The following is a 22,232-nucleotide window of genomic DNA, read 5'->3' as shown; positions in this document are numbered from 1 at the left end:
AACAGAAAGGGGGTCTTCAAGCCCCCTTTTTTTTTGCGTAATACAAGGAGTAAACGCGGATGTTAGATTTTTCCCCACGGAGGTAACTCAGCCTTGGCTATGCTTTAAGTAAGGAATTCCTTACCTGAAGGTGGGACGGAGCAGGAGGATGCTGAGAGCACTGCGCCGTTCAGGTCAAAAAAAGTCGCCAGTTACAGGAATGAGCGACACTTACAACAGGATGAAAGCATGTCTAATCATATTGATAGAGACGTGATTAATGCGCTAATCGCCGGTCATTTCGCGGATCCCTTTTCCGTGCTCGGCATGCACCGTACTGACGCCGGGCTGGAAGTACGCGCATTATTACCCGATGCCACCGACGTGTGGGTTATTGAACCGAAAACCGGACGCAAAGTCGGCAAGCTCGAATGCCTCGACTCGCGTGGTTTCTTCAGCGGCGTCCTGCCACGTCGCAAAAACGCCTTTCGCTATCAGCTGGCCGTCACCTGGCACGGGCAGCAGAATCTGATTGATGACCCTTATCGCTTTGGTCCGCTGTTGCAGGATCTTGACGTCTGGCTGCTGTCCGAAGGGACCCACCTGCGCCCTTACGAAACGCTGGGCGCGCACGCTGCCACCATGGACGGCGTCACCGGTACCCGTTTCTCGGTGTGGGCGCCGAATGCCCGCCGCGTGTCGGTGGTCGGGCAGTTTAACTACTGGGATGGCAGACGCCACCCGATGCGATTCCGCAAAGAGTCCGGGATCTGGGAGCTGTTCGTTCCCGGCGCGCATAATGGCCAGCTGTATAAATTCGAACTGATTGACGCCCACGGCCATCTGCGGGTCAAAGCCGACCCTTACGCCTTTGAGTCGCAAATGCGTCCGGAAAGCGCCTCGCTTATCTGCGACCTGCCGCCCAAAGTGGAACAGCCGGCGGACCGCAAAGCGGCGAACCAGTTTGATGCCCCGATCTCTATCTATGAAGTGCATCTCGGCTCCTGGCGCCGTCATACCGATAATAATTTCTGGCTGAGCTACCGCGAGCTGGCCGACCAGCTGGTGCCCTACGCGAAATGGATGGGCTTCACCCATCTCGAACTATTGCCGGTTAACGAGCACCCGTTCGACGGCAGCTGGGGCTATCAACCCACCGGGCTCTATGCGCCGACCCGCCGTTTCGGCACCCGCGACGATTTCCGTTACTTTATCAACGCCGCGCACGCCGCCGGGCTGAACGTCATTCTTGACTGGGTGCCCGGCCACTTCCCGGCGGATGATTTTGCCCTTGCCTCGTTTGACGGTACTTCGCTGTATGAGCACAGCGATCCACGCGAGGGGTATCACCAGGACTGGAATACCCTGATCTACAACTATGGTCGCCGCGAAGTCAGCAACTTCCTCGTCGGTAACGCGCTGTACTGGATCGAGCGCTTCGGTATTGATGCCCTGCGGGTCGATGCGGTGGCCTCAATGATCTATCGCGATTACAGCCGCAAGGCAGGTGAGTGGATCCCCAACGAATACGGCGGCCGGGAAAATCTGGAAGCTATTGAGTTTCTGCGCAGCACCAACCGCATCCTCGGCGAACAGACGCCGGGCGCGGTGACGATGGCGGAAGAGTCCACCGATTTTGCTGGCGTCACCCGTCCGCCTGCCGGCGGTGGATTGGGCTTCTGGTTCAAATGGAACCTCGGCTGGATGCACGACACCCTGGATTACATGAAGCTCGATCCGGTGCATCGCCGCTACCATCACGACAAAATGACCTTCGGCATGCTCTATAACTACACCGAGAATTTTGTGCTGCCGCTCTCCCATGACGAGGTCGTACACGGCAAAAAATCGATTCTCGACCGCATGCCGGGGGATGCCTGGCAGAAGTTTGCCAACCTGCGCGCCTACTACGGCTGGCTGTTCGCCTTCCCGGGTAAAAAACTGCTGTTTATGGGCAATGAGTTCGCTCAAGGCCGCGAGTGGAACCACGACGGCAGCCTCGACTGGCATCTGCTGGAGGGCGGCGACAACTGGCACCATGGCGTCCAGCGACTGGTGCGTGACCTGAACCATACCTACCGTCACCATAAAGCGCTGCACGAGCTGGATTTTGACCCCTACGGTTTCGAATGGCTGGTGGTCGACGACCATGAGCGTTCGGTGTTTGTCTTTGTGCGCCGCGACCGGGCCGGGAATGAGATTATCGTCGCCAGCAACTTCACGCCGGTGCCGCGCCATGACTACCGCTTCGGCATTAACCAGCCGGGACGCTGGCGCGAGGCGTTGAATACCGACTCCATGCACTATCACGGCAGCAACCAGGGTAACGGCGGTGTGGTGGAGAGCGACGCGATCGCCAGCCATGGCCGCGAACATTCGCTATCGTTGACCCTGCCTCCGCTGGCGACGATCTGGCTGGTCCGGGAGGCGCAATGACCTCACTTGCGGCAGGCAAACCTGCGCCGTTGGGCGCCAGCTATGACGGCAAGGGCGTGAATTTCGCCCTCTTCTCCGCCCATGCGGAGCGGGTGGAGCTGTGCGTATTCGACGAGCAGGGTAACGAGCAACGCGTCGATCTCCCGGCGCGCAGCGGCGACATCTGGCACGGCTGGCTGGACGCTGCCGGGCCGGGCCTGCGCTACGGCTATCGGGTGCATGGTCCCTGGGACCCGGCGCAGGGGCACCGCTTTAACCCGGCGAAGCTGCTGCTCGATCCCTGCGCGTATCGGGTCGAGGGCGATCTGCCGGATGACGAACGCCTGCATGGTGGAATGTGGGAGCCGGATCATCGCGACAGCGCCGCAATCGCGCCAAAATCGCAAGTGGTGGATCTGCATTACGACTGGCGGGGCGATAAGCCGCCGCGTACCCCGTGGGGGGAAACGGTGATTTATGAAGCGCACGTGAAAGGACTCACCCTGCTGCACCCGCAGCTGCCGGAAGCCATTCGCGGAACTTATAAGGCGCTGGGCCACCCGGTGATGATCGCTTACTTCAAATCGCTGGGCATCAGCGCCCTCGAGCTGTTGCCGGTAGCGCAGTTCGCCAGCGAGCCGCGACTGCAGCGGATGGGCTTGAGCAACTACTGGGGCTACAACCCGCTGGCATGGTTCGCGCTGGATCCGCGCTATGCCAGCGATCCCGCGCGTGCCCTCGATGAGTTTCGTGATGCGGTTAAGGCGCTTCATGCCGCCGGCATCGAGGTGATTCTGGATATCGTGCTCAACCATAGCGCGGAAATTGATCTCGAAGGGCCCACCGTCTCCCTGCGCGGAATCGACAACCGTAGCTATTATTGGGTAAGGGAGGATGGCGATTATCACAACTGGACCGGCTGCGGTAATACGCTCAATCTCAGCCACCCCGGGGTGGTGGAATGGGCGCGCCAGTGTTTGCGCTTCTGGGTGGATGAGTGCCATGTCGACGGCTTTCGCTTCGACCTCGCCTCAGTGATGGGGCGGACGCCGGAATTCCGCCAGGATGCGCCTCTGTTCGAGGCTATCCGCCGCGACAGCGTGCTGTCGCAGGTGAAACTGATTGCGGAACCCTGGGATATCGGCCCGGGCGGCTATCAGGTGGCTAATTTCCCACCGCTGTTCGCCGAATGGAATGACCATTTTCGCGATATTTCCCGTCGTTTCTGGCTGCAGCAAAACGTCTCCCTCGGTGACTTTGCGCAACGCTTCGCGGCCTCCAGCGATCTCTTTGCTCGCGATGGCAAACGGCCATCGGCGACGGTGAACCTGGTGACGGCCCACGATGGCTTCACGCTCCGCGACTGCGTCTGTTTCAATCAGAAACACAATGAGGCAAACGGGGAGGAGAATCGCGATGGGACTAACAATAACTACAGCAACAATCATGGTATAGAGGGATTAGACGCCAATCTTGCGGTGATTGAACGGCGGCGTGCCAGCGTGCATGCGCTATTGACGACGCTGCTGCTGGCTCAGGGGACGCCAATGCTGCTGGCGGGCGATGAGCAGGGCCACAGCCAGCACGGCAACAATAATGCCTACTGCCAGGATAACGCGTTGACCTGGCTGGACTGGCGTCAGGCGAACCCGGGATTAACCGCGTTTACCGCGGCGCTGATCCACCTGCGCCGTCGCATTCCAGCGCTCACCCGCAACCGCTGGTGGCAGGAGGGCGATGGCAATGTCCGCTGGCTTAATCGCAACGCCCAGCCGCTGACTGCCGGGGAGTGGCAGCAGGGCGCAGCGTGTATGCAGATCCAGTTGTCTGATCGCTGGCTGCTCACGCTGAACGCCACCGCAGAGGTGGTCGATATGGTTTTACCTGAGGGGGAATGGCGCGCCGTTCCTCCCTTCGCCGGAGAGGATAATCCGGTCATCATGGCTGTCTGGCATGGGCCCGCGCACGGAGTGTGCGTATTTCAAAGGTCGTAATCCCTGAAGCTTCCGGTTGAACTCGTGGCGGCGGCGCGGCGGGATGAGAAGGAAAGCTGGGGTGTAAAAAGGAGTTAATCATGGTTAGGCTTGAAAAAAACGATCCGCTGATGCTGGCGCGTCAATTACCCATCAAATCCGTGGCGTTGATCCTCGCGGGCGGGCGTGGCACCCGGCTCAAGGATCTCACCATTAAGCGTGCGAAACCTGCCGTTCACTTCGGCGGCAAGTTCCGTATTATCGATTTCGCATTATCTAACTGCATTAACTCAGGGATCCGCCGTATCGGCGTCATCACCCAGTATCAGTCGCACACGCTGGTGCAGCATATCCAGCGCGGCTGGTCGTTCTTCAGCGAAGAGATGAATGAGTTTGTCGATCTGCTGCCAGCCCAGCAGCGCGTGCACGGCGAAAACTGGTATCGCGGCACGGCGGACGCAGTGACGCAGAACCTGGACATCATCCGCCGCTACAAAGCGGAGTACGTGGTGATCCTCGCGGGCGATCATATTTATAAGCAGGATTACTCGCGCATGCTGATTGACCATGTCGAAAAAGGGGCGCGTTGCACCGTGGCCTGCATGCCGGTGCCCATTGAAGAGGCATCCGCCTTCGGCGTCATGGCGGTCGATGAAAACGAAAAAATCATTGAATTCGTCGAGAAACCCGCTAACCCGCCGGCGATGCCAACCGACCCGACCAAATCACTGGCCAGTATGGGCATTTATATCTTTGACGCCGCCTATCTTTATGAGCTGCTGGAAGAAGACGATCGCAACGAAAACTCCAGCCATGATTTCGGCAAAGATATCATTCCGAAGATCACCGAAGCTGGCATGGCTTATGCACATCCTTTCCCGCTCTCCTGCGTGCAGTCTGACCCGAACGCTGAGCCGTACTGGCGCGATGTGGGAACGCTGGAGGCCTACTGGAAGGCCAACCTCGATCTGGCGTCAGTCACGCCGGAGCTGGATATGTACGACCAGAACTGGCCGATCCGCACCCATATGGAATCGCTGCCGCCGGCGAAGTTCGTCCAGGACCGCTCCGGTAGCCACGGCATGACCCTGAACTCGCTGGTTTCCGGCGGCTGCATTATCTCCGGGTCGGTGGTGGTGCAGTCGGTGCTGTTCCCGCGCGTGCGGGTGAACTCATTCTGTAACATTGATTCGGCAGTCTTGTTGCCAGATGTCTGGGTGGGGCGCTCATGCCGCCTGCGTCGCTGCGTGATTGACCGCGCCTGCGTCATCCCGGAAGGTATGGTGATTGGTGAGAACGCGGAAGAGGATGCACGCCGCTTCTATCGCTCAGAGGAAGGTATCGTGCTGGTGACCCGCGACATGCTGCGGAAATTGGGGCACAAACAGGAGCGCTAATGCAGGTCTTACATGTATGTTCTGAGATGTTCCCGCTGTTAAAGACGGGCGGTCTGGCGGACGTCATCGGCGCACTGCCGGCGGCGCAAATTGCGGAGGGTATCGACACCCGCGTGCTGTTGCCGGCGTTTCCCGATATCCGCCGCGGCGTGGTGGATGCCCAGGTGGTAACCCGCCGCGATACCTTCGCCGGGCGGATCACGCTGCTGTACGGCCACTTTAACGGCGTGGGGATCTACCTGATAGACGCCCCGCATCTCTATGACCGGCCGGGGAGCCCATACCACGATACCAACCAGCACGCTTATACCGACAACGTCCTGCGCTTTGCGCTGCTGGGCTGGGTGGGAAGCGAAATGGCCAGCGGACTGGATCCATTCTGGCGCCCGGATGTGGTGCATGCCCATGACTGGCACGCCGGCCTGACGCCGGCCTACCTGGCGGCGCGCGGACGCCCGGCTAAATCGGTCTTTACCGTGCACAACCTGGCCTACCAGGGGATGTTTTACTCCTGGCATATGAATGATATCGAGCTGCCGTGGTCGTTTTACAACATGCATGGCCTCGAGTTTAACGGTCAGATCTCGTTTCTGAAGGCCGGTCTTTACTACGCCGACCATATTACGGCGGTAAGCCCGACCTACGCGCGCGAGATCACCGAACCGCAATACGCCTACGGCATGGAAGGGCTGCTGCGCCAGCGCCATCATGAAGGACGGCTGTCGGGGATCCTCAACGGCGTTGACGACGGTATCTGGAGTCCGCAAAACGATCTGCTGCTGCCGATGCGCTACGATCGCGACACGCTGGAGGAGAAGGCGGAGAACAAGCGTCAGCTGCAGATTGCGATGGGCCTGAAGGTCGATGACAAAGCGCCGCTGTTTGCCGTGGTCAGCCGCCTGACCAGCCAGAAAGGGCTGGATCTGGTGCTCGAAGCGCTGCCGGGTCTGCTTGAGCAGGGCGGCCAGCTGGCGCTGCTGGGCGCCGGCGATCCGGTGCTGCAGGAAGGTTTCCTCGCCGCCGCCGCCGAACATCCGGGCAAAGTGGGGGTGCAGATTGGCTACCATGAGGCCTTCTCCCATCGCATTATGGGCGGCGCCGACGTCATTCTGGTGCCGAGCCGCTTTGAACCGTGCGGCTTAACTCAGCTGTATGGTCTGAAGTACGGCACGCTGCCGCTGGTGCGCCGCACCGGGGGGCTGGCGGACACGGTCTCTGACAGTTCGCTGGAGAACCTTGCCGATGGTCTGGCGACAGGGTTTGTCTTTGAGGACAGCAATGCGCTGTCATTGCTGCGCGCTATCCGTCGCGCCTTTGTTCTCTGGTCGCGCCCGTCGCTCTGGCGCTATGTGCAGCGTCAGGCGATGAATATGGATTTTAGCTGGCAGGTTGCCGCGAACTCCTATCGCGAACTTTATCAACGCTTGATGTAACCACTGGAGTCATTGTTATGAATGTACCCTTTAGCTATGCATCACCGACGCTGAGCGTTGAGGCGTTAAAGCACTCTATTGCCTATAAGCTGATGTTTATCATCGGTAAAGATCCGGCCATCGCCAACAAGCATGAATGGCTTAACGCCACGCTGTTTGCCGTTCGCGATCGCATGGTGGAGCGCTGGCTGCGCTCCAACCGCGCGCAGCTTTCGCAGGAAGTGCGCCAGGTTTACTATCTGTCGATGGAGTTCCTGATTGGCCGTACCCTCTCTAACGCGCTGCTGTCGCTAGGCATTTATGACGATGTGAGCAGCGCACTGGCGGAGATGGGGCTCGATCTGGAAGAGCTGATCGATGAAGAGAATGACCCTGGTCTTGGCAACGGCGGTCTGGGCCGTCTGGCGGCCTGCTTCCTGGATTCCCTGGCGGCGCTGGGCCTGCCGGGACGCGGTTACGGGATCCGCTACGACTACGGGATGTTTAAACAGAATATCGTCGATGGCCGACAAAAAGAGTCCCCTGACTACTGGCTGGAGTACGGTAACCCGTGGGAGTTTGAGCGCCACAACACCCGCTATAAAGTGCGTTTCGGCGGCCGCATTCAGCAGGAAGGGAAGAAAACCCGCTGGATTGAGACGGAAGAGATTATTGCGGAAGCCTACGATCAGATCATCCCCGGCTTTGACACCGACGCCACCAACACGCTGCGTCTGTGGAGCGCGCAGGCCAGTAGCGAAATTAACCTTGGTAAATTCAACCAGGGCGACTACTTCGCTGCGGTAGAGGATAAAAACCACTCCGAAAACGTCTCCCGCGTGCTCTATCCGGATGACTCGACCTACTCCGGACGCGAGCTGCGTCTGCGCCAGGAGTATTTCCTCGTGTCGGCGACGGTACAGGATATTTTGAGCCGCCATTACATGTTGCATAAGACCTTTGACAACCTGGCGGACAAGATTGCCATTCACCTCAATGACACCCACCCGGTGCTGTCAATACCGGAGCTGATGCGCCTGCTTATCGACGAACATAAATTCAGCTGGGACGAGGCGTTCGAGGTGACCTGTCAGGTCTTCTCCTATACCAACCATACGCTGATGAGCGAGGCGCTTGAGACCTGGCCGGTGGATATGCTGGGCAAAATTCTGCCGCGCCATCTGCAGATTATCTTCGAGATTAACGATTACTTCCTCAAGACCCTGCAGGAGCAGTATCCCAATGATACCGCGCTGCTCAGCCGAACCTCGATTATCGACGAGTCCAACGGCCGTCGCGTGCGGATGGCCTGGCTGGCGGTGGTGGTCAGCCACAAGGTCAACGGCGTGTCGGAGCTGCATTCGCGGCTGATGGTGGAGTCGCTGTTTGCCGAATTCGCTAAAATCTTCCCGATGCGCTTTACCAACGTCACCAACGGCGTCACGCCGCGCCGCTGGCTGGCGCTGGCCAACCCGCCGTTGTCGAAAGTGTTGGATGAGCATATCGGCCGCACCTGGCGGACCGATCTGAGCCAGCTTGACGAGCTGAAGCAGCATATCGACTATCCGACGGTCAATCAGGCGGTGCGTCAGGCTAAACTGGAAAACAAACAGCGACTGGCCAGCTATATTGCGCAGCAGCTTAATGTGGTGGTGAATCCGAAGGCGTTGTTTGATGTGCAGATCAAACGCATCCATGAGTACAAACGCCAGCTGATGAATGTGCTGCACGTCATTACCCGCTATAACCGGATCAAAGCCGATCCGCAGGCGGAGTGGGTGCCGCGAGTGAACATTTTCGCCGGTAAGGCGGCCTCGGCTTACTACATGGCCAAGCATATTATTCACCTGATCAACGATGTGGCCGCGGTGATCAATAACGATCCGCAGATTGGCGACAAGCTGAAGGTGGTCTTTATCCCCAACTACAGCGTCAGCCTGGCGCAGCTGATTATTCCGGCGGCAGACCTGTCGGAACAGATCTCCCTCGCAGGCACTGAAGCTTCCGGCACCAGCAATATGAAGTTTGCCCTTAACGGAGCGCTGACTATCGGCACCCTCGACGGGGCGAACGTGGAGATGCAGGAGCACGTGGGCGAAGAGAATATCTTTATCTTCGGCAACACCGCGGAAGAGGTGGAGGAGCTACGTCGCAGCGGCTATAAACCACGCGAATACTACGAGCAGGATGAAGAGCTTCACCAGGCGCTGACGCAGATCGGTACCGGCGTGTTCAGCCCGGCGGAACCGGGGCGCTACCGCGACCTGCTGGATTCGCTGATTAACTTTGGCGACCACTACCAGGTGCTGGCGGACTATCGCAGCTATGTGGACTGTCAGGATCGCGTCGACGAGCTGTATCAACATCCGGAAGAGTGGGCCTATAAAGCGATGCTGAATATTGCCAACATGGGCTACTTCTCCTCTGACCGGACGATCCAGGAGTACGCGAAATATATCTGGCATATCGACCCGGTAAGGCTGTAAGCCAGTCAATGCAACTCAACGGGGCCATTTGGCCCCGTTTCTGTCTGTGCGGAGAACGTTTTATTCGGAAAAGTGCCGGGGAGGATTCAGGCTATTGCGGGAATATACTATTGACGTGAATTCGCCAGCAGTACGATAAATGCTCAATAAGTTTACGTTCATAGCCTAATGGCTATAATATGGATGATAGCCTTTAGGCTATGAGGGATCGCCTATGTGGGATGTAGAAACGACGGATACGTTTGATGCCTGGTTCGAATTACAAAGTAGAGCTTTAAAAGAGGATATGTTGGCCACGATGCTCATCTTGTCTGAGTTTGGTCCGCAGCTTGGGCGCCCGTATGTTGATACGGTGAAAGATTCAACGTTTCAGAATATGAAAGAACTCCGGGTTCAGCATCATGGGCTCCCCATCCGCGCCTTTTTTGCTTTTGATCCTCTGCGGAAAGCTATCGTTTTATGTGCGGGCAATAAGGATGGCATGAATGAGAAACGTTTTTACAAAGAGACGATTACTCTGGCTGACAGAGAATTCAGCCAACACCTGACTAAGGAGCGATAATGGCCACGCTAAAAGAACTCATGGCGAAACAGAGTCCTGAAAGCCAGCAGCGTATTGCAGCGAAAGCGGCAGAGATACGCCAGTCTGTCGCTTTAAACTTGCTTCGAGAAGAGTTGCAAATGTCGCAAACAGAGATGGCTGCGGCTATGGGGGTAAAGCAGCCAACGATCGCTAAAATGGAACAGGCTGATAACGATCCGCGGCTTTCGACCCTAAAACGCTACATTGCGGCATTGGGGGGAGAACTCAGTATAAATGTCACGTTGCCGACTGGAAAAAAAGTCTCGTTTAATTTGTGAACAGGTATCCGGGCCAAGCGCAAGCCATAGCCCGGGTATTTCTCTCCTGGCGCCGCGCGATGTCAGGACGCTAACGACAGTTCAGACTTTCCCGCATGCTGCGCCAGCCATTCGCTGATGCGCGCTTGCTGCTCGCCATTCAGCCACATGCCCTGTTTGGTACGACGCCAGATGGCGTCATCCAGGCTGCGCACCCATTCGTGCTCAACCAGATACTTCAGCTCGGCTTCATAAAACTCATGGCCGAAATCTTCCCCCAGATCGCTCAGGGCGCTGGCTTCCTTCAGGATCCACTCGCTATTGCTCCCGTAGGTGCGGGCATAATGGCGGGCCAGTGATTCGCTGATGAACGGGAAGCGACGGCGTAGTTTTGCTGCATAGTCGTCGCGGTCGCCGCCGATATCGCCGCCGGGGAGCACCGCGGTTTTGGTCCATGCCGGGCCGATTCCTTTGTAATAGGGAGTCAGTTTTTCCAGCGCATGCTCGGCCAGCTTGCGATAGGTGGTCAGCTTCCCGCCGAAGACGGAGAGCAGCGGCGCCTGGCCGTCCTCATCGTGAATATCCAGCGTGTAGTCGCGGGTGATCGCCTGCGGCGAATCCGACTCGTCATCACACAGCGGACGGACGCCGGAGTAGGTCCAGACGATATCGTCCCGGCTGAGAGTCTTTTTAAAGTGCGCGTTATAGACGTTCAGCAGGTAATTTATCTCTTTATCATCAATGGCTACCGCTTTCGGATCGCCCTTATACTCGACGTCCGTCGTGCCGATGATGGAGAACTCATCCATCCACGGGATAACAAACACAATACGTTTATCTTCGTTTTGCAGAATATAGGCCTGCTTCTGAGTATGCACTCGCGGCACCACGATGTGGCTGCCCTTGATCAGGCGGATACCGTAAGGCGAGCGCAGATGCATCCCTTCGTCGAAGAACTGTTTGACCCATGGACCGGTGGCATTGACCAGACCGCGCGCCTTCCAGGTAAACTTCTCGCCGCTATCGATATCTTCCGCTTCCACCACCCACAGGCCATTCTCTCGTTTTGCCGAGATGGCGCGAGTGCGGGTCCGCACTTCGCCGCCTTTGCGGACAACCATCTGCGCGTTGGCCAGCACCAGGCGGGCATCGTCGACCCAGCAGTCGGAATATTCGAAACCGCGCACAATTTCCGGCTTAAGTACCGATTCTGCGCCAAAACGCAAGCCGGTGGAGCCCGGCAGGCTGGTGCGTTTGCCCAGATGATCGTACATAAACAAGCCGATACGGATCATCCATGCCGGACGCAGATGCGGACGATGCGGGAGACGAAAGCGCATCGGGAAGGCGATATGCGGAGCCATTTTTAACAGCACTTCACGCTCGGCCAGCGCTTCGCTGACCAGGCGGAACTCATAGTGTTCGAGGTAGCGTAGCCCGCCGTGGATAAGTTTGGAACTGGCGCTGGAGGTAGCGCAGGCGAGATCGCGCGCTTCCAGCATCAGTACGGATAAACCCCGCCCGGCGGCATCTGCCGCGATACCGGCACCGTTGATGCCTCCGCCTATCACAATCAGATCTTTGGTTTCCACGTTCTTACCCTCTCACACTTTCGTTTAAGCTCACAAATGCTCGATATCGCTCACTATAGCAAACAAACGCGCTTTTGGTAACATCAAAAAAACATTTTGGAGTGATGGGTGTAACATATTGGCGTTTCTTTACCGCCTGACGGTACACTACAGGGTAAAATTGGGCCGGCGATCGCCCGTCATGACGAGAAAGAGAAGAGAATCATGGAACAGTTTGAATGTATCAACGTTGAAGAAGCGCACCAGAAGCTGCATCAGCAGACGGCGGTGCTGGTGGATATCCGCGATCCGCAAAGCTATGCGATGGGCCATACGCCGGGCGCGTTTCATCTGACCAACGATACGCTGGGCGCGTTTATGCGTGACCACGACTTTGACACGGCGGTGATGGTGATGTGCTATCACGGCAACAGCAGCAAGGGCGCCGCGCAGTATCTGCTGCAGCAGGGGTTTGATAAGGTCTACAGCGTTGATGGCGGGTTCGACGCCTGGCATCGCCATTTCCCGGCGGAAGTGGCGCACGGGACGTTTTAACGGCTGGCAGGTATACTATCCCCCTTTGTGTGGAATAAGCGATTCGCTGCATGTTAATGATTACCTCTTTTGCCAATCCACGGGTGGCCCAGGCGTTTGTCGATTATATGGCGACGCAGGGGATTATCCTGACCATTCAGCAGCACGCCCAGAGCGACGTCTGGCTGGCTGATGAGAGTCAGGCCGGGCGTGTCAGGGCTGAGCTGGCCCGCTTCCTTGAGAACCCGGAGGACCCGCGTTATCTGGCGGCGAGCTGGCAGTCCGGACAGACCAATAGCGGGTTGCGCTATCAGCGCTTTCCTTTCTTTGCCACGCTGCGGCATAACGCCGGCCCGTTCACCTGGGCGATTCTGCTCATCTGCATCGCGGTGTTTATCCTGCAAAATCTGTTGGGCGATCAGCCGGTGATGATTTGGCTGGCCTGGCCCTACGATCCTTCGCTGCAGTTCGAAGCCTGGCGCTATTTCAGCCATGCTTTCATGCATTTCTCGCTGATGCATATTCTCTTCAACCTGCTATGGTGGTGGTATCTCGGCGGCGCGGTGGAAAAACGCATCGGCAGCGGCAAACTGGTGGTGATCACCGTTATCAGCGCCCTGTTGAGCGGCTTCGTGCAGCATCAGTTTAGCGGCCCGTGGTTTGGCGGCTTATCGGGCGTGGTCTATGCGCTGATGGGCTACGTCTGGCTGCGGGGCGAGCGCGATCCGCAGAGCGGTATTTATCTGCAGCGCGGGTTGATACTCTTTTCTTTAGTGTGGTTAATTGCTGGCTGGTTTGACGTTTTCGGCATGGCGATCGCTAACGGCGCGCATGTGGCTGGTCTGGCGACCGGCCTGGCGATGGCGTTTGTTGATACCTTGCATGGGCGAAAACGCGCATAAAGACTTACCGACAGGGGTCGGGTAGGCGACATTTTTCCAGGGATATTTCATGAAACAAACACAACGTCATGACGCGATTATCGAGCTGGTAAAAAAACAGGGTTACGTCAGCACGGAAGAGCTGGTTGAGCAGTTCGCGGTCAGCCCGCAGACCATCCGCCGCGACCTGAATGATTTAGCCGAACAGAAAATGATCCTCCGTCATCACGGCGGCGCGGCGCTGCCCTCCAGCTCGGTGAACACCTCCTGGCACGATCGCAAAGCGACCCAGACGGCGGAAAAAGAGCGTATCGCCCGGCGGGTAGCCAGCGAGATCCCCGACGGGGCGACGCTGTTTATTGATATCGGCACCACGCCGGAAGCGGTGGCGCACGCCCTGCTCGATCACCACGATTTGCGCATTGTCACCAATAACCTGAACGTGGCCAACACGCTGATGGTGAAAGAGGACTTCCGCATTATTCTCGCCGGTGGTGAACTGCGTAGTCGCGACGGCGGGATCATTGGGGAAGCGACCCTGGATTTTATCTCGCAGTTCCGTCTCGACTTCGGCATTCTTGGCATCAGCGGCGTCGACAGCGATGGCTCGCTGCTGGAGTTTGATTATCATGAAGTGCGCACCAAGCGCGCGATCATTGAGAATTCACGCCACGTGATGCTGGTGGTGGATCATACCAAGTTTGGCCGCAATGCGATGGTCAATATGGGTAGTATCAGTATGGTCGATGCGGTCTATACCGACGTGCTGCCGCCGGCGGGCGTGCTGAAGGTCATCACCGATAACAACCTCCAGCTGGAGCTGTGCTAAACGGCAACGGCGTCGTCAGACGCCGTATCCCATCATCTTGAGTAACTGCTGAGCATGCTGCACCGCGTCCTGCCGGTGGGCGACGCCCAGTTTCTGATACAGGTTGCGAATGTGGGTCTTGATGGTGGTGGCCGCCACGTCAAGCTCGCCGGCAATCTGCTCGTTGCTGTAACCGGAATAGATTAAGCCAAGCACCTGCCATTCGCGCTGGGTCAGCGGGCTGGTGCGGATAAGCTCCGGCACCTCCGGGTGATTCAGCAGCCGCTCGACGAACCCTTCGTCAAAGTGGGCGAATTTGTGGCGATGATGCTGGTTGATGTCGCGCAGAATACGCTGGGCGCGGTGTTGCTCCAGCTCCGGCAGAGTGTTCAGCTGGATCAGCTGGCGCAGCTGCTGAGCCATCGCCTCGCCTTCAATCACAAAGTGGTTGATAAAGCCGGTGCGGTTGGCGAGCGTCAGGGCTTCGAGCAAGGCTTTCTGCGCTTCGCTCTTGCGTCCCGCCTGCCAGTACAGTTGATTGAGCAGCAGCAGGTTGCGGTTGAGATCGCTCATCAAACGCAGCGAACGCGCATTTTCGTTCAGCTCTTCCAGCACCATTTCCGCCGGTTCGAAATCGCCCAGCAGGATCTGCGCCCGGGCAATGTTGCGCCACTGGCTCTGCAGGAAGTGGTTGTTGGCGAATTCCGGCTTCGGCGTCTGGCGCAGCCAGTTGGCCGCCGCGGTTTTATCGCCGGTCATCTGCCAGTAGATCACCCGCACCTTATCGGCGTTGGAGACCCAGTCGCTGTGATAGTGACCGTTACCGAGCAGGTTTTCCAGCCGGTTCAGGTGGCTACGGGCATTATCGAGATCGCCGCGCGCCAGCGAGCACTGGACCATCAGCGCCAGACACTGCAGCTGCTGCTGCGGCTGATAAGTTGAGAGAACGTCCATTCCCTGGCGGGCGCAGGCTTCAGCTTCGTCGAGGCGCGCCCATGCCCACAGCAGCTGAGAACGGATGCGCAGCAGGAACTCATGCATCGGCAACTGCTCAAGGTGCTGTTCACGCACCAGCTGGAAGGCTTTCTCCTGGCTCTCCCAGGCAGCCTGCAGGAAGCCCTGGGCAAAGAGAATTTCACTTTGCTGAATAATGCTCCACAGCGCGTAATGCCACACGTCGTGACGGCGGGCCATCTGTTCGGTCTGCTGCATCACGGCGAGGGATTTGGTCAGTTTCCCCTTGCAATGGAGGACTTCGCCATGCACCGAGGTGGCGACGATGCGGCTGTAATAGTTGGCCAGCGGCAGCTCTTCCAGGGCCACCATCGACAGACGTTCCGCTTCGTCCTGGTCGCCGTCGTTAATCGCTACCTGTGCGCGCAGCGCGTTGAAATCGCCATGCATCGCGGTGTCCATTTCCACACTCATCTCCTGCTCGGCGCGCGCCAGCAGGGTGTTGACTTCGCTGTAACGATGCTGGCTCTGCATCAGCCAGGCCTGCAGCAGGATCAGGCGCGGATTTTCCAGCAGATTTGACCAGGGCAGCGCCGACAGCGACTGCTCCAGCAGCCCTAGTTCGCTATGGTTAAACATGCCCCAGGCGTGGTTGAGTAAGATATCGCGCAGCATTTTGGCATCGCCAGCGGCAAGCGCATGATGAATGGCCTCGCTGGGGAACCCTTGCGCCATCCAGCTTTCCGCCGCAGCGCGGTGGATCTCCGGCAGTTCAACCGCCAGCTCCCACTGACAACGCTGGCGCAGGAAGCTGCCAAACAGCGGGTGATAGCGGAACCATTCACCGGAATCATCCATCCGCTGCAGGAATAGCCCCTGGCGTTCGATCTCCTCCAGCTGCATCTGGCCATTCTCTTCGCCGGTGACGCGCACGATTAACGCGTCGTTCATCGAGCGTAGCAGAGAACTCTTCAGCAAAAAGTTACGCGTGCGGGCGTCGACGTTATCCAGTACTTCATCCACCAGATAATCCGACAGATGGCTGGCGTTAATCCCGGCGAGGCGGCGGGCGGAGTGTTGGGCGGAAGAGTTATTCTGGCGGGCGGAGAGGGCGATGAGCTGCAGCGCGGTGGCCCACCCGGCGACATCGTCGCACAGCCGGCTGCTGTCGTCGGCTTCGATTGGCGACGTCAGACGGCAGTCGAAAAATTGTTTCGCTTCCTGGTGGGTAAAGGCCAGCTGCTGGCTGCCAATCTCCAGAAGCTGATCGCGGACGCGCAGGTTGGCAATGCCCAGCTGCGGCAGGTTACGCGACAGCACCACCAGGGTCATATTCTCCGGCTGATGGCGCAGGAAAAAGCGCATCGCGTCATGGATCACCGGATTATTGATCAGATGGTAATCGTCAATGACGAGATACAACGGGCGCTGCCAGTCGGCAAGTTCAATAAACAGCTGCGCAAAAAGAGAGGAGAGGCTGGCGTACTGGCGCTTTTGCACCATCGCTTCACTGGCCGCGCAGTGGTTGCCGGTGGCCTGCTGGATCGCCGCGATCAGATAGCTGGCAAAACGCTCCTGCTGATTGTCGCCTTCGTCCAGCGAAAACCACCCCAGATCGTTTTTACCCGCGGCCCACTGAGAAATGAGCGTTGTTTTACCGTACCCGGCAGGGCTGGTGATCAGCACGAGACGATAATTGTTCGCGCCGGAAAGTTTCGCCAGTAAACGCTCACGAACCACAGTGTGTTCAAGGCGGACCGGACGACTTAATTTGGACGGAATCAACATAGTTCTACATTTCGCTGTGCAAGAGAGAGGTTGCGATTTTTTTGCGCTTCGTAATTAATATCTAATAAGGTCGGTGATTATGAAATTTATTGCAAGTTATGTCCGAACTTTATGCTCTTGAATTTGCTCTATGTCACAAATTTTGACATTGGTTGAGAATGGGGAAAAATCGCAGGCAGAACTCGCCGCCAGCGGTTTTTAGGTGGCGGCTGGCGGAGCGGGGAGAGATTTATTTTATGTGAAGAGTAGTTGTTTGTTTTTATTAAATTATTGTCAGTGATTTCTTAGAAGTAATCTTTTTTGCGGATCAATGTGATGAAATGTGCTTATTTCTCGAGAGCTCTCTATTTATTTTTTTAATAACCTGGCGAGAGGCGGAAAGATTTTTAGCGCGTATTGGCCTGTAACAAATTTTTTCCCTGCGGACGTAACCTCTCGATTGTCATATCGCGGTGATTTTTACAGCATATTTTTGCCTTCTCACCCACACTATAGTGTCCAGGATCACACTTTTCGCTCATCCCCGCCACTCCTCCCTGTCTAATCCCCGTCGGGATGAGGACGATGAATCGGGAGGTCGGCACACTAGCGCCATCGTTTTAGTAAAGGACCCGGATCTCATTATGTCACAGACTTCATTTAACAAAGCTCAGTTTCAGGCTGCACTGACGCGTCAGTGGCAGCATTTTGGTTTACAGTCCGCTTCCGAGATGACACAGCGTCAATGGTGGCGCGCGGTCAGCGGAGCGCTGGCGGAACTTCTGGCGGCGCAGCCGGTAGCGAAACCGGCGCAAGGACAGCGTCACGTTAACTACATCTCGATGGAGTTTCTGATTGGTCGCCTGACCGGCAACAACCTGCTCAACCTGGGCTGGTACGAGGGCGTCAGCGACGCGCTGAAAGGCTACGACGTCAACCTCACCGATCTGCTGGAAGAAGAGACAGACCCGGCGCTGGGTAACGGCGGCCTGGGACGTCTGGCAGCCTGCTTCCTCGACTCCATGGCGACGGTGGGGCAGTCGGCGACCGGTTACGGCCTCAACTATCAGTATGGTCTGTTCCGCCAGTCCTTTGACGATGGCCAGCAGATGGAAGCCCCGGACGACTGGGGGCGTAACAGCTACCCGTGGTTCCGCCATAACGAGGCGCTGGATGTCCAGGTCGGCATCGGCGGGAAAGTCAGCAAAAACGGCGAATGGCAGCCGGCGTTCGTCATTACCGGCGAAGCCTGGGACCTGCCGGTGCTTGGCTATCGCAACAACGTCGCCCAGCCACTGCGTCTGTGGCAGGCCAAACACGCTCATCCGTTCAACCTGACCAAATTCAACGATGGCGATTTCCTGCGCGCCGAGCAGCAGGGCATCGACGCGGAAAAACTGACCAAGGTGCTGTACCCGAACGACAACCATCAGGCCGGTAAAAAACTGCGCCTGATGCAGCAGTACTTCCAGTGCGCCTGCTCAGTGGCCGATATCCTGCGTCGTCATCATCTGGCAGGCCGCAAGCTGGCCGAGCTGGCGGATTACGAAGTGATCCAGCTGAACGATACGCACCCGACCATCGCCATTCCGGAGCTGCTGCGCGTGCTGATCGACGAGCACCAGCTGAGCTGGGACGACGCCTGGGCGATCACCAGTAAAACCTTTGCTTACACCAACCACACCCTGATGCCGGAAGCGCTGGAGTGCTGGGATGAGAAGCTGGTGAAAGCGCTGCTGCCGCGCCATATGCAGATCATTAAAGAAATCAACGACCGCTTTAAACAGCTGGTGGACAAAACCTGGCCGGGCGATAAGCAGGTCTGGGCGAAGCTGGCGGTGGTGCATGACAAGCAGGTTCGGATGGCCAACATGTGCGTGGTGGGCGGCTTTGCTGTCAACGGCGTGGCGGCGTTGCACTCGGACCTGGTGGTAAAAGATTTGTTCCCGGAATATAACCAGCTGTGGCCGAACAAATTCCATAACGTGACCAACGGCATCACGCCGCGCCGCTGGATCAAGCAGTGCAACCCGGCGCTGGCCTCGCTGCTGGATGAGACGCTGAAAAAAGAGTGGGCCAATGACCTCGACCAGCTGATCAATCTGGAAAAATACGCTGACGATGCGGCATTCCGTCAGACCTATCGCGATATCAAGCAGGCCAACAAAGTTCATCTGGCCGAGTTTGTGAAGCAGCGTACCGGGATTGAGATCAACCCGCAGGCGATTTTCGATATTCAGATCAAACGCCTGCACGAGTACAAGCGTCAGCACCTTAACCTGCTGCATATTCTTGCGCTGTACAAAGAGATCCGCGAAAACCCGCAGGCGGACCGCGTGCCGCGCGTCTTCCTGTTCGGCGCGAAAGCGGCGCCGGGCTACTATCTGGCGAAAAACATTATTTTTGCCATCAATAAGGTAGCGGAAGCGATCAACAATGACCCGAAAGTCGGCGATAAGCTGAAGGTGGTCTTCCTGCCGGACTATTGTGTATCGGCAGCGGAAAAACTGATCCCGGCGGCGGATATCTCCGAGCAGATCTCCACCGCGGGTAAAGAAGCCTCTGGCACCGGCAACATGAAGCTGGCGCTGAACGGCGCGCTGACCGTCGGGACGCTGGATGGCGCTAACGTGGAAATCGCTGAGCAGGTGGGCGAGGAAAACATCTTTATCTTCGGCCACACGGTTGAAGAGGTGAAAGCCCTGAAAGCGAAAGGCTACGATCCGCTGAAATGGCGTAAAAAAGACAAGCTGCTCGATGCGGTGCTTAAGGAGCTGGAGAACGGCACCTATAGCAACGGCGACAAGCATGCCTTCGATCAGATGCTGCACAGCCTGCTGCAGGGCGGCGATCCGTACCTGGTGCTGGCCGATTTCGAAGCCTACGTAGCGGCGCAAAAACGGGTAGATGAGCTGTATCGCGACCAGGAGGCCTGGACCCGCGCGGCTATCCTCAACACCGCGCGCTGCGGCATGTTCAGCTCCGACCGCTCGATCCGCGATTATCAGCAACGTATCTGGCAGGCGAAACGCTAAAGGAAGGCCTATGGAGAGTAAACGCCTCGATAATGCCGCGCTGGCGGCGGGCATCAGCCCCAGCTATATCAATGCGCACGGTAAGCCGCAGTCTATCGCGGCTGTCACCAAACAGCGCCTGCTGGATGCGATGCATCGCTCTACCGCCGCCACGAAAGTGGCGGTTAACCCGCTGCCGAACGTGAAAATTTTCACCCACGGCAAAAAAATGTCGCTGCCGGTGGCAGGACGCGGTGAGTATCAGTGGATCCTGACCACTGAGGACGGTAAGCAGTATCAAGGGAAAACCCGCGGCGGCGAGACGCTGCCGCTGCCGGCTAAACTGCCGGAGGGGTACCACTCCCTGACGCTCACCCAGGAGGGAGAGCGTTGGCACTGCCGGACCATTGTCGCGCCGGCGCGCTGCTATGAACCGCAGCCGCTGAAAGAGGGGAAAAAGCTGTGGGGCACCTGCGTGCAGCTTTATACCCTGCGCTCGGAGAAAAACTGGGGGATCGGCGATTTTGGCGATCTGCGGGCCATGTTGCCGGAAATCGCCCGCCGCGGCGGGTCGTTTATTGGCCTTAACCCGATACATGCTCTCTATCCGGCGAACCCGGAGAGCGCCAGTCCGTATAGCCCGTCTTCACGTCGCTGGCTGAACGTCATCTACATCGACGTTAATGCGGTTGAAGATTTCCAGCGTAGCGAAGAGGCGCAGGCGTGGTGGCAGTCCGCAGCGACCCAGCAGGCCTTGCAGGCGGCGCGGCAAACGGATGATGTCGACTATACCGCGGTCACCACGCTGAAAATGACCGCGCTGCGTATGGCGTGGAAACGATTCTCTCGCCGTGAAGATGAGCAGATGACGGCGTTCCGCGAGTTTGTTCTGCGCGAAGGGGAAAGCCTCTACTGGCAGGCCGCTTTCGATGCGCTTCACGCCTGGCAGGTACAACAGGACCCGCTGCGCTGGGGCTGGCCGGCCTGGCCGAAGGCCTTTCAGGATATCGACAGCCCGGAGGTGAAAGCCTTCTGCATTGAGCATGAGGACGACGTCAGTTTCTATCTCTGGCTGCAGTGGCTGGCCTGGAGCCAGTTTGCCGCCTGCTGGGAAACCAGCCAGCGCGACGGGATGCCGATTGGCCTCTACCGCGATCTGGCGGTGGGCGTCGCCGAAGGCGGGTCGGAGACCTGGTGCGACCGTGAGCTGTACTGCCTGAAAGCGTCCGTGGGCGCGCCGCCGGATATTCTGGGCCCGCTGGGCCAGAACTGGGGCCTGCCGCCGATGGATCCGCATATTATTGCCGCTCGCGCCTATGAGCCGTTTATCGACCTGCTGCGCGCCAATATGCAGAACTGCGGCGCGCTGCGCATCGATCACGTGATGTCGGTGCTGCGTTTGTGGTGGATCCCCTATGGTGAAACCGCCGACCATGGCGCTTACGTTCAGTATCCCGTCGACGATCTGCTGTCGCTTCTGGCGCTGGAAAGCCAGCGTCATCGCTGCATGGTGATCGGCGAAGACCTGGGCACGGTACCGGTGGAGATTGTCAGCAAGTTACGCAACAGCGGCGTCTATTCTTATAAGGTGCTCTATTTTGAGAGTGATGCAGAGAAAACGTTCCGCGCGCCGGCGCTGTACCCGGAGCAATCAATGGCTGTGGCGACGACGCACGACCTGCCCACCCTCCGCGGCTACTGGGAAAGCGGCGATCTGACGCTAGGTAAAGCGCTGGGGCTCTATCCTGATGAGGTGGTGCTGCGCGGGCTGTACCAGGACCGCGAGCTGGCGAAGCAAGGGCTGCTGGATGCGTTGCATAAGTACGGCTGTCTGCCCAAACGTGCCGGGCATAAGGCCTCTCTGATGAGCATGACCGGGATCCTCAACCGGGGGATGCAGCGTTACATTGCCGACAGTAACAGTGCGCTACTGGGCCTGCAGCCGGAAGACTGGCTGGAGATGGCGTCGCCGGTTAACATTCCGGGCACCAGCACTGAGTACCCGAACTGGCGCCGGAAGCTGTCCGTCACCCTGGAGCAGATGTTTGCCGATGAACAGGTCAATAAGCTGATTAAGGATCTGGATAAACGGCGCAAGGCGGCGAGCAAGAAAGCCGCCGCCAGATGACTTCCCGCCGCGTCGTTTGCTGCGCGGCGATGAGCATGTCCGATAAAAAAGGCCGGTCCGCATTATGCGGACC

Annotated in this window: 14 protein-coding genes; 12 read left to right on the top strand and 2 right to left on the bottom strand. The window is 57.9% G+C overall.

All coding sequences use genetic code 11. The annotated features are described in order from the left end of the window. Nucleotides 1–228 precede the first annotated feature (228 nt). From glgB to HMPREF3096_RS06710, 7 genes are all read left to right on the top strand, one after another. Entirely contained in the window at nt 229–2,415 is a 2,187-nt protein-coding gene (glgB, locus tag HMPREF3096_RS06740; protein WP_008806987.1) for a 1,4-alpha-glucan branching enzyme, read from the top strand. Next, on the top strand, nt 2,412–4,388 hold the full coding sequence (glgX, locus tag HMPREF3096_RS06735; RefSeq protein ID WP_022066279.1) for a glycogen debranching protein GlgX: 1,977 nt from the start codon (nt 2,412–2,414) through the stop codon (nt 4,386–4,388). Before glgB ends, glgX begins: the two co-directional genes overlap by 4 nt. A gap of 80 nt (nt 4,389–4,468) precedes the next feature. Further along, the gene (glgC, locus tag HMPREF3096_RS06730; protein WP_008806989.1) at nt 4,469–5,764 is read left to right on the top strand and encodes a glucose-1-phosphate adenylyltransferase; all 1,296 of its coding nucleotides are present in this window, start codon (nt 4,469–4,471) and stop codon (nt 5,762–5,764) included. Then, a complete protein-coding gene (gene glgA / locus HMPREF3096_RS06725; protein WP_004202133.1) occupies nt 5,764–7,197 on the top strand; it encodes a glycogen synthase GlgA in 1,434 nt (477 codons plus the stop codon). The genes glgC and glgA overlap by 1 nt, the downstream gene beginning before the upstream one ends. Before the next feature lie 17 nt (nt 7,198–7,214). Continuing rightward, on the top strand, nt 7,215–9,662 hold the full coding sequence (gene glgP, locus HMPREF3096_RS06720) for a glycogen phosphorylase (protein ID WP_008806990.1): 2,448 nt from the start codon (nt 7,215–7,217) through the stop codon (nt 9,660–9,662). A gap of 214 nt (nt 9,663–9,876) precedes the next feature. Continuing rightward, complete coding sequence (locus tag HMPREF3096_RS06715; RefSeq protein ID WP_032731351.1) at nt 9,877–10,224, top strand: type II toxin-antitoxin system RelE/ParE family toxin; 348 nt, start codon at nt 9,877–9,879, stop codon at nt 10,222–10,224. Continuing rightward, nucleotides 10,224–10,523: a helix-turn-helix domain-containing protein gene (locus HMPREF3096_RS06710; protein WP_008806992.1), complete on the top strand. Its 300-nt coding sequence runs from the start codon at nt 10,224–10,226 to the stop codon at nt 10,521–10,523. Before HMPREF3096_RS06715 ends, HMPREF3096_RS06710 begins: the two co-directional genes overlap by 1 nt. A gap of 62 nt (nt 10,524–10,585) precedes the next feature. On the opposite strand, the gene glpD is transcribed toward HMPREF3096_RS06710, so the two are convergent. Beyond that, nucleotides 10,586–12,094, bottom strand: coding sequence for a glycerol-3-phosphate dehydrogenase (gene glpD / locus HMPREF3096_RS06705; protein WP_070544369.1), 1,509 nt, complete (start codon nt 12,092–12,094; stop codon nt 10,586–10,588). Nucleotides 12,095–12,298: 204 nt separating this feature from the next. On the opposite strand from glpD, the gene glpE reads away from it, so the two are divergent. The 3 genes from glpE to HMPREF3096_RS06690 are packed head-to-tail and all read left to right on the top strand — an operon-like array spanning nt 12,299 to nt 14,317. Further along, entirely contained in the window at nt 12,299–12,628 is a 330-nt protein-coding gene (gene glpE, locus HMPREF3096_RS06700; protein ID WP_004202138.1) for a thiosulfate sulfurtransferase GlpE, read from the top strand. Between the two features lie 50 nt (nt 12,629–12,678). Next, nucleotides 12,679–13,509 (top strand): rhomboid family intramembrane serine protease GlpG, encoded by an 831-nt coding sequence (glpG, locus tag HMPREF3096_RS06695; protein ID WP_070544367.1) that lies wholly within the window; start codon nt 12,679–12,681, stop codon nt 13,507–13,509. A 49-nt stretch (nt 13,510–13,558) separates the two neighbouring features. After that, nucleotides 13,559–14,317, top strand: coding sequence for a DeoR/GlpR family transcriptional regulator (locus HMPREF3096_RS06690; RefSeq protein ID WP_008806995.1), 759 nt, complete (start codon nt 13,559–13,561; stop codon nt 14,315–14,317). 15 nt (nt 14,318–14,332) lie between these two features. On the opposite strand, the gene malT is transcribed toward HMPREF3096_RS06690, so the two are convergent. After that, the gene (gene malT / locus HMPREF3096_RS06685) at nt 14,333–17,038 is read right to left on the bottom strand and encodes an HTH-type transcriptional regulator MalT (RefSeq protein WP_008806996.1); all 2,706 of its coding nucleotides are present in this window, start codon (nt 17,036–17,038) and stop codon (nt 14,333–14,335) included. 623 nt (nt 17,039–17,661) lie between these two features. Here malT and malP point away from each other — a divergent pair. Both malP and malQ read left to right on the top strand, forming a co-directional pair. Continuing rightward, the gene (malP, locus tag HMPREF3096_RS06680) at nt 17,662–20,052 is read left to right on the top strand and encodes a maltodextrin phosphorylase (protein ID WP_012540401.1); all 2,391 of its coding nucleotides are present in this window, start codon (nt 17,662–17,664) and stop codon (nt 20,050–20,052) included. Between the two features lie 10 nt (nt 20,053–20,062). After that, complete coding sequence (malQ, locus tag HMPREF3096_RS06675) at nt 20,063–22,159, top strand: 4-alpha-glucanotransferase (protein ID WP_008806998.1); 2,097 nt, start codon at nt 20,063–20,065, stop codon at nt 22,157–22,159. The last annotated feature ends 73 nt before the right edge of the window (nt 22,160–22,232 follow it).

This window comes from Klebsiella sp. HMSC25G12 (assembly GCF_001807705.1).
Classification (GTDB): Bacteria; Pseudomonadota; Gammaproteobacteria; order Enterobacterales; family Enterobacteriaceae; genus Klebsiella; species Klebsiella variicola.
The sequence above is the reverse complement of the archived record's forward strand: the minus strand, read 5'-3'. Positions and strand labels throughout refer to the sequence as shown.

Excerpts from the sequence above, each read along its gene's own strand:
- HMPREF3096_RS06710 (WP_008806992.1), top strand. The coding sequence starts at position 10,224 with ATGGCCACGCTAAAAGAACTCATGGCGAAACAGAGTCCTGAAAGCCAG.
- malQ (WP_008806998.1), top strand. The coding sequence starts at position 20,063 with ATGGAGAGTAAACGCCTCGATAATGCCGCGCTGGCGGCGGGCATCAGC.
- glgC (WP_008806989.1), top strand. The coding sequence starts at position 4,469 with ATGGTTAGGCTTGAAAAAAACGATCCGCTGATGCTGGCGCGTCAATTA.
- glgB (WP_008806987.1), top strand. The coding sequence starts at position 229 with ATGTCTAATCATATTGATAGAGACGTGATTAATGCGCTAATCGCCGGT.
- glpG (WP_070544367.1), top strand. The coding sequence starts at position 12,679 with ATGTTAATGATTACCTCTTTTGCCAATCCACGGGTGGCCCAGGCGTTT.
- HMPREF3096_RS06690 (WP_008806995.1), top strand. The coding sequence starts at position 13,559 with ATGAAACAAACACAACGTCATGACGCGATTATCGAGCTGGTAAAAAAA.
- glpE (WP_004202138.1), top strand. The coding sequence starts at position 12,299 with ATGGAACAGTTTGAATGTATCAACGTTGAAGAAGCGCACCAGAAGCTG.
- glgP (WP_008806990.1), top strand. The coding sequence starts at position 7,215 with ATGAATGTACCCTTTAGCTATGCATCACCGACGCTGAGCGTTGAGGCG.
- HMPREF3096_RS06715 (WP_032731351.1), top strand. The coding sequence starts at position 9,877 with ATGTGGGATGTAGAAACGACGGATACGTTTGATGCCTGGTTCGAATTA.
- glgX (WP_022066279.1), top strand. The coding sequence starts at position 2,412 with ATGACCTCACTTGCGGCAGGCAAACCTGCGCCGTTGGGCGCCAGCTAT.
- malP (WP_012540401.1), top strand. The coding sequence starts at position 17,662 with ATGTCACAGACTTCATTTAACAAAGCTCAGTTTCAGGCTGCACTGACG.
- malT (WP_008806996.1), bottom strand. The coding sequence starts at position 17,038 with ATGTTGATTCCGTCCAAATTAAGTCGTCCGGTCCGCCTTGAACACACT.
- glgA (WP_004202133.1), top strand. The coding sequence starts at position 5,764 with ATGCAGGTCTTACATGTATGTTCTGAGATGTTCCCGCTGTTAAAGACG.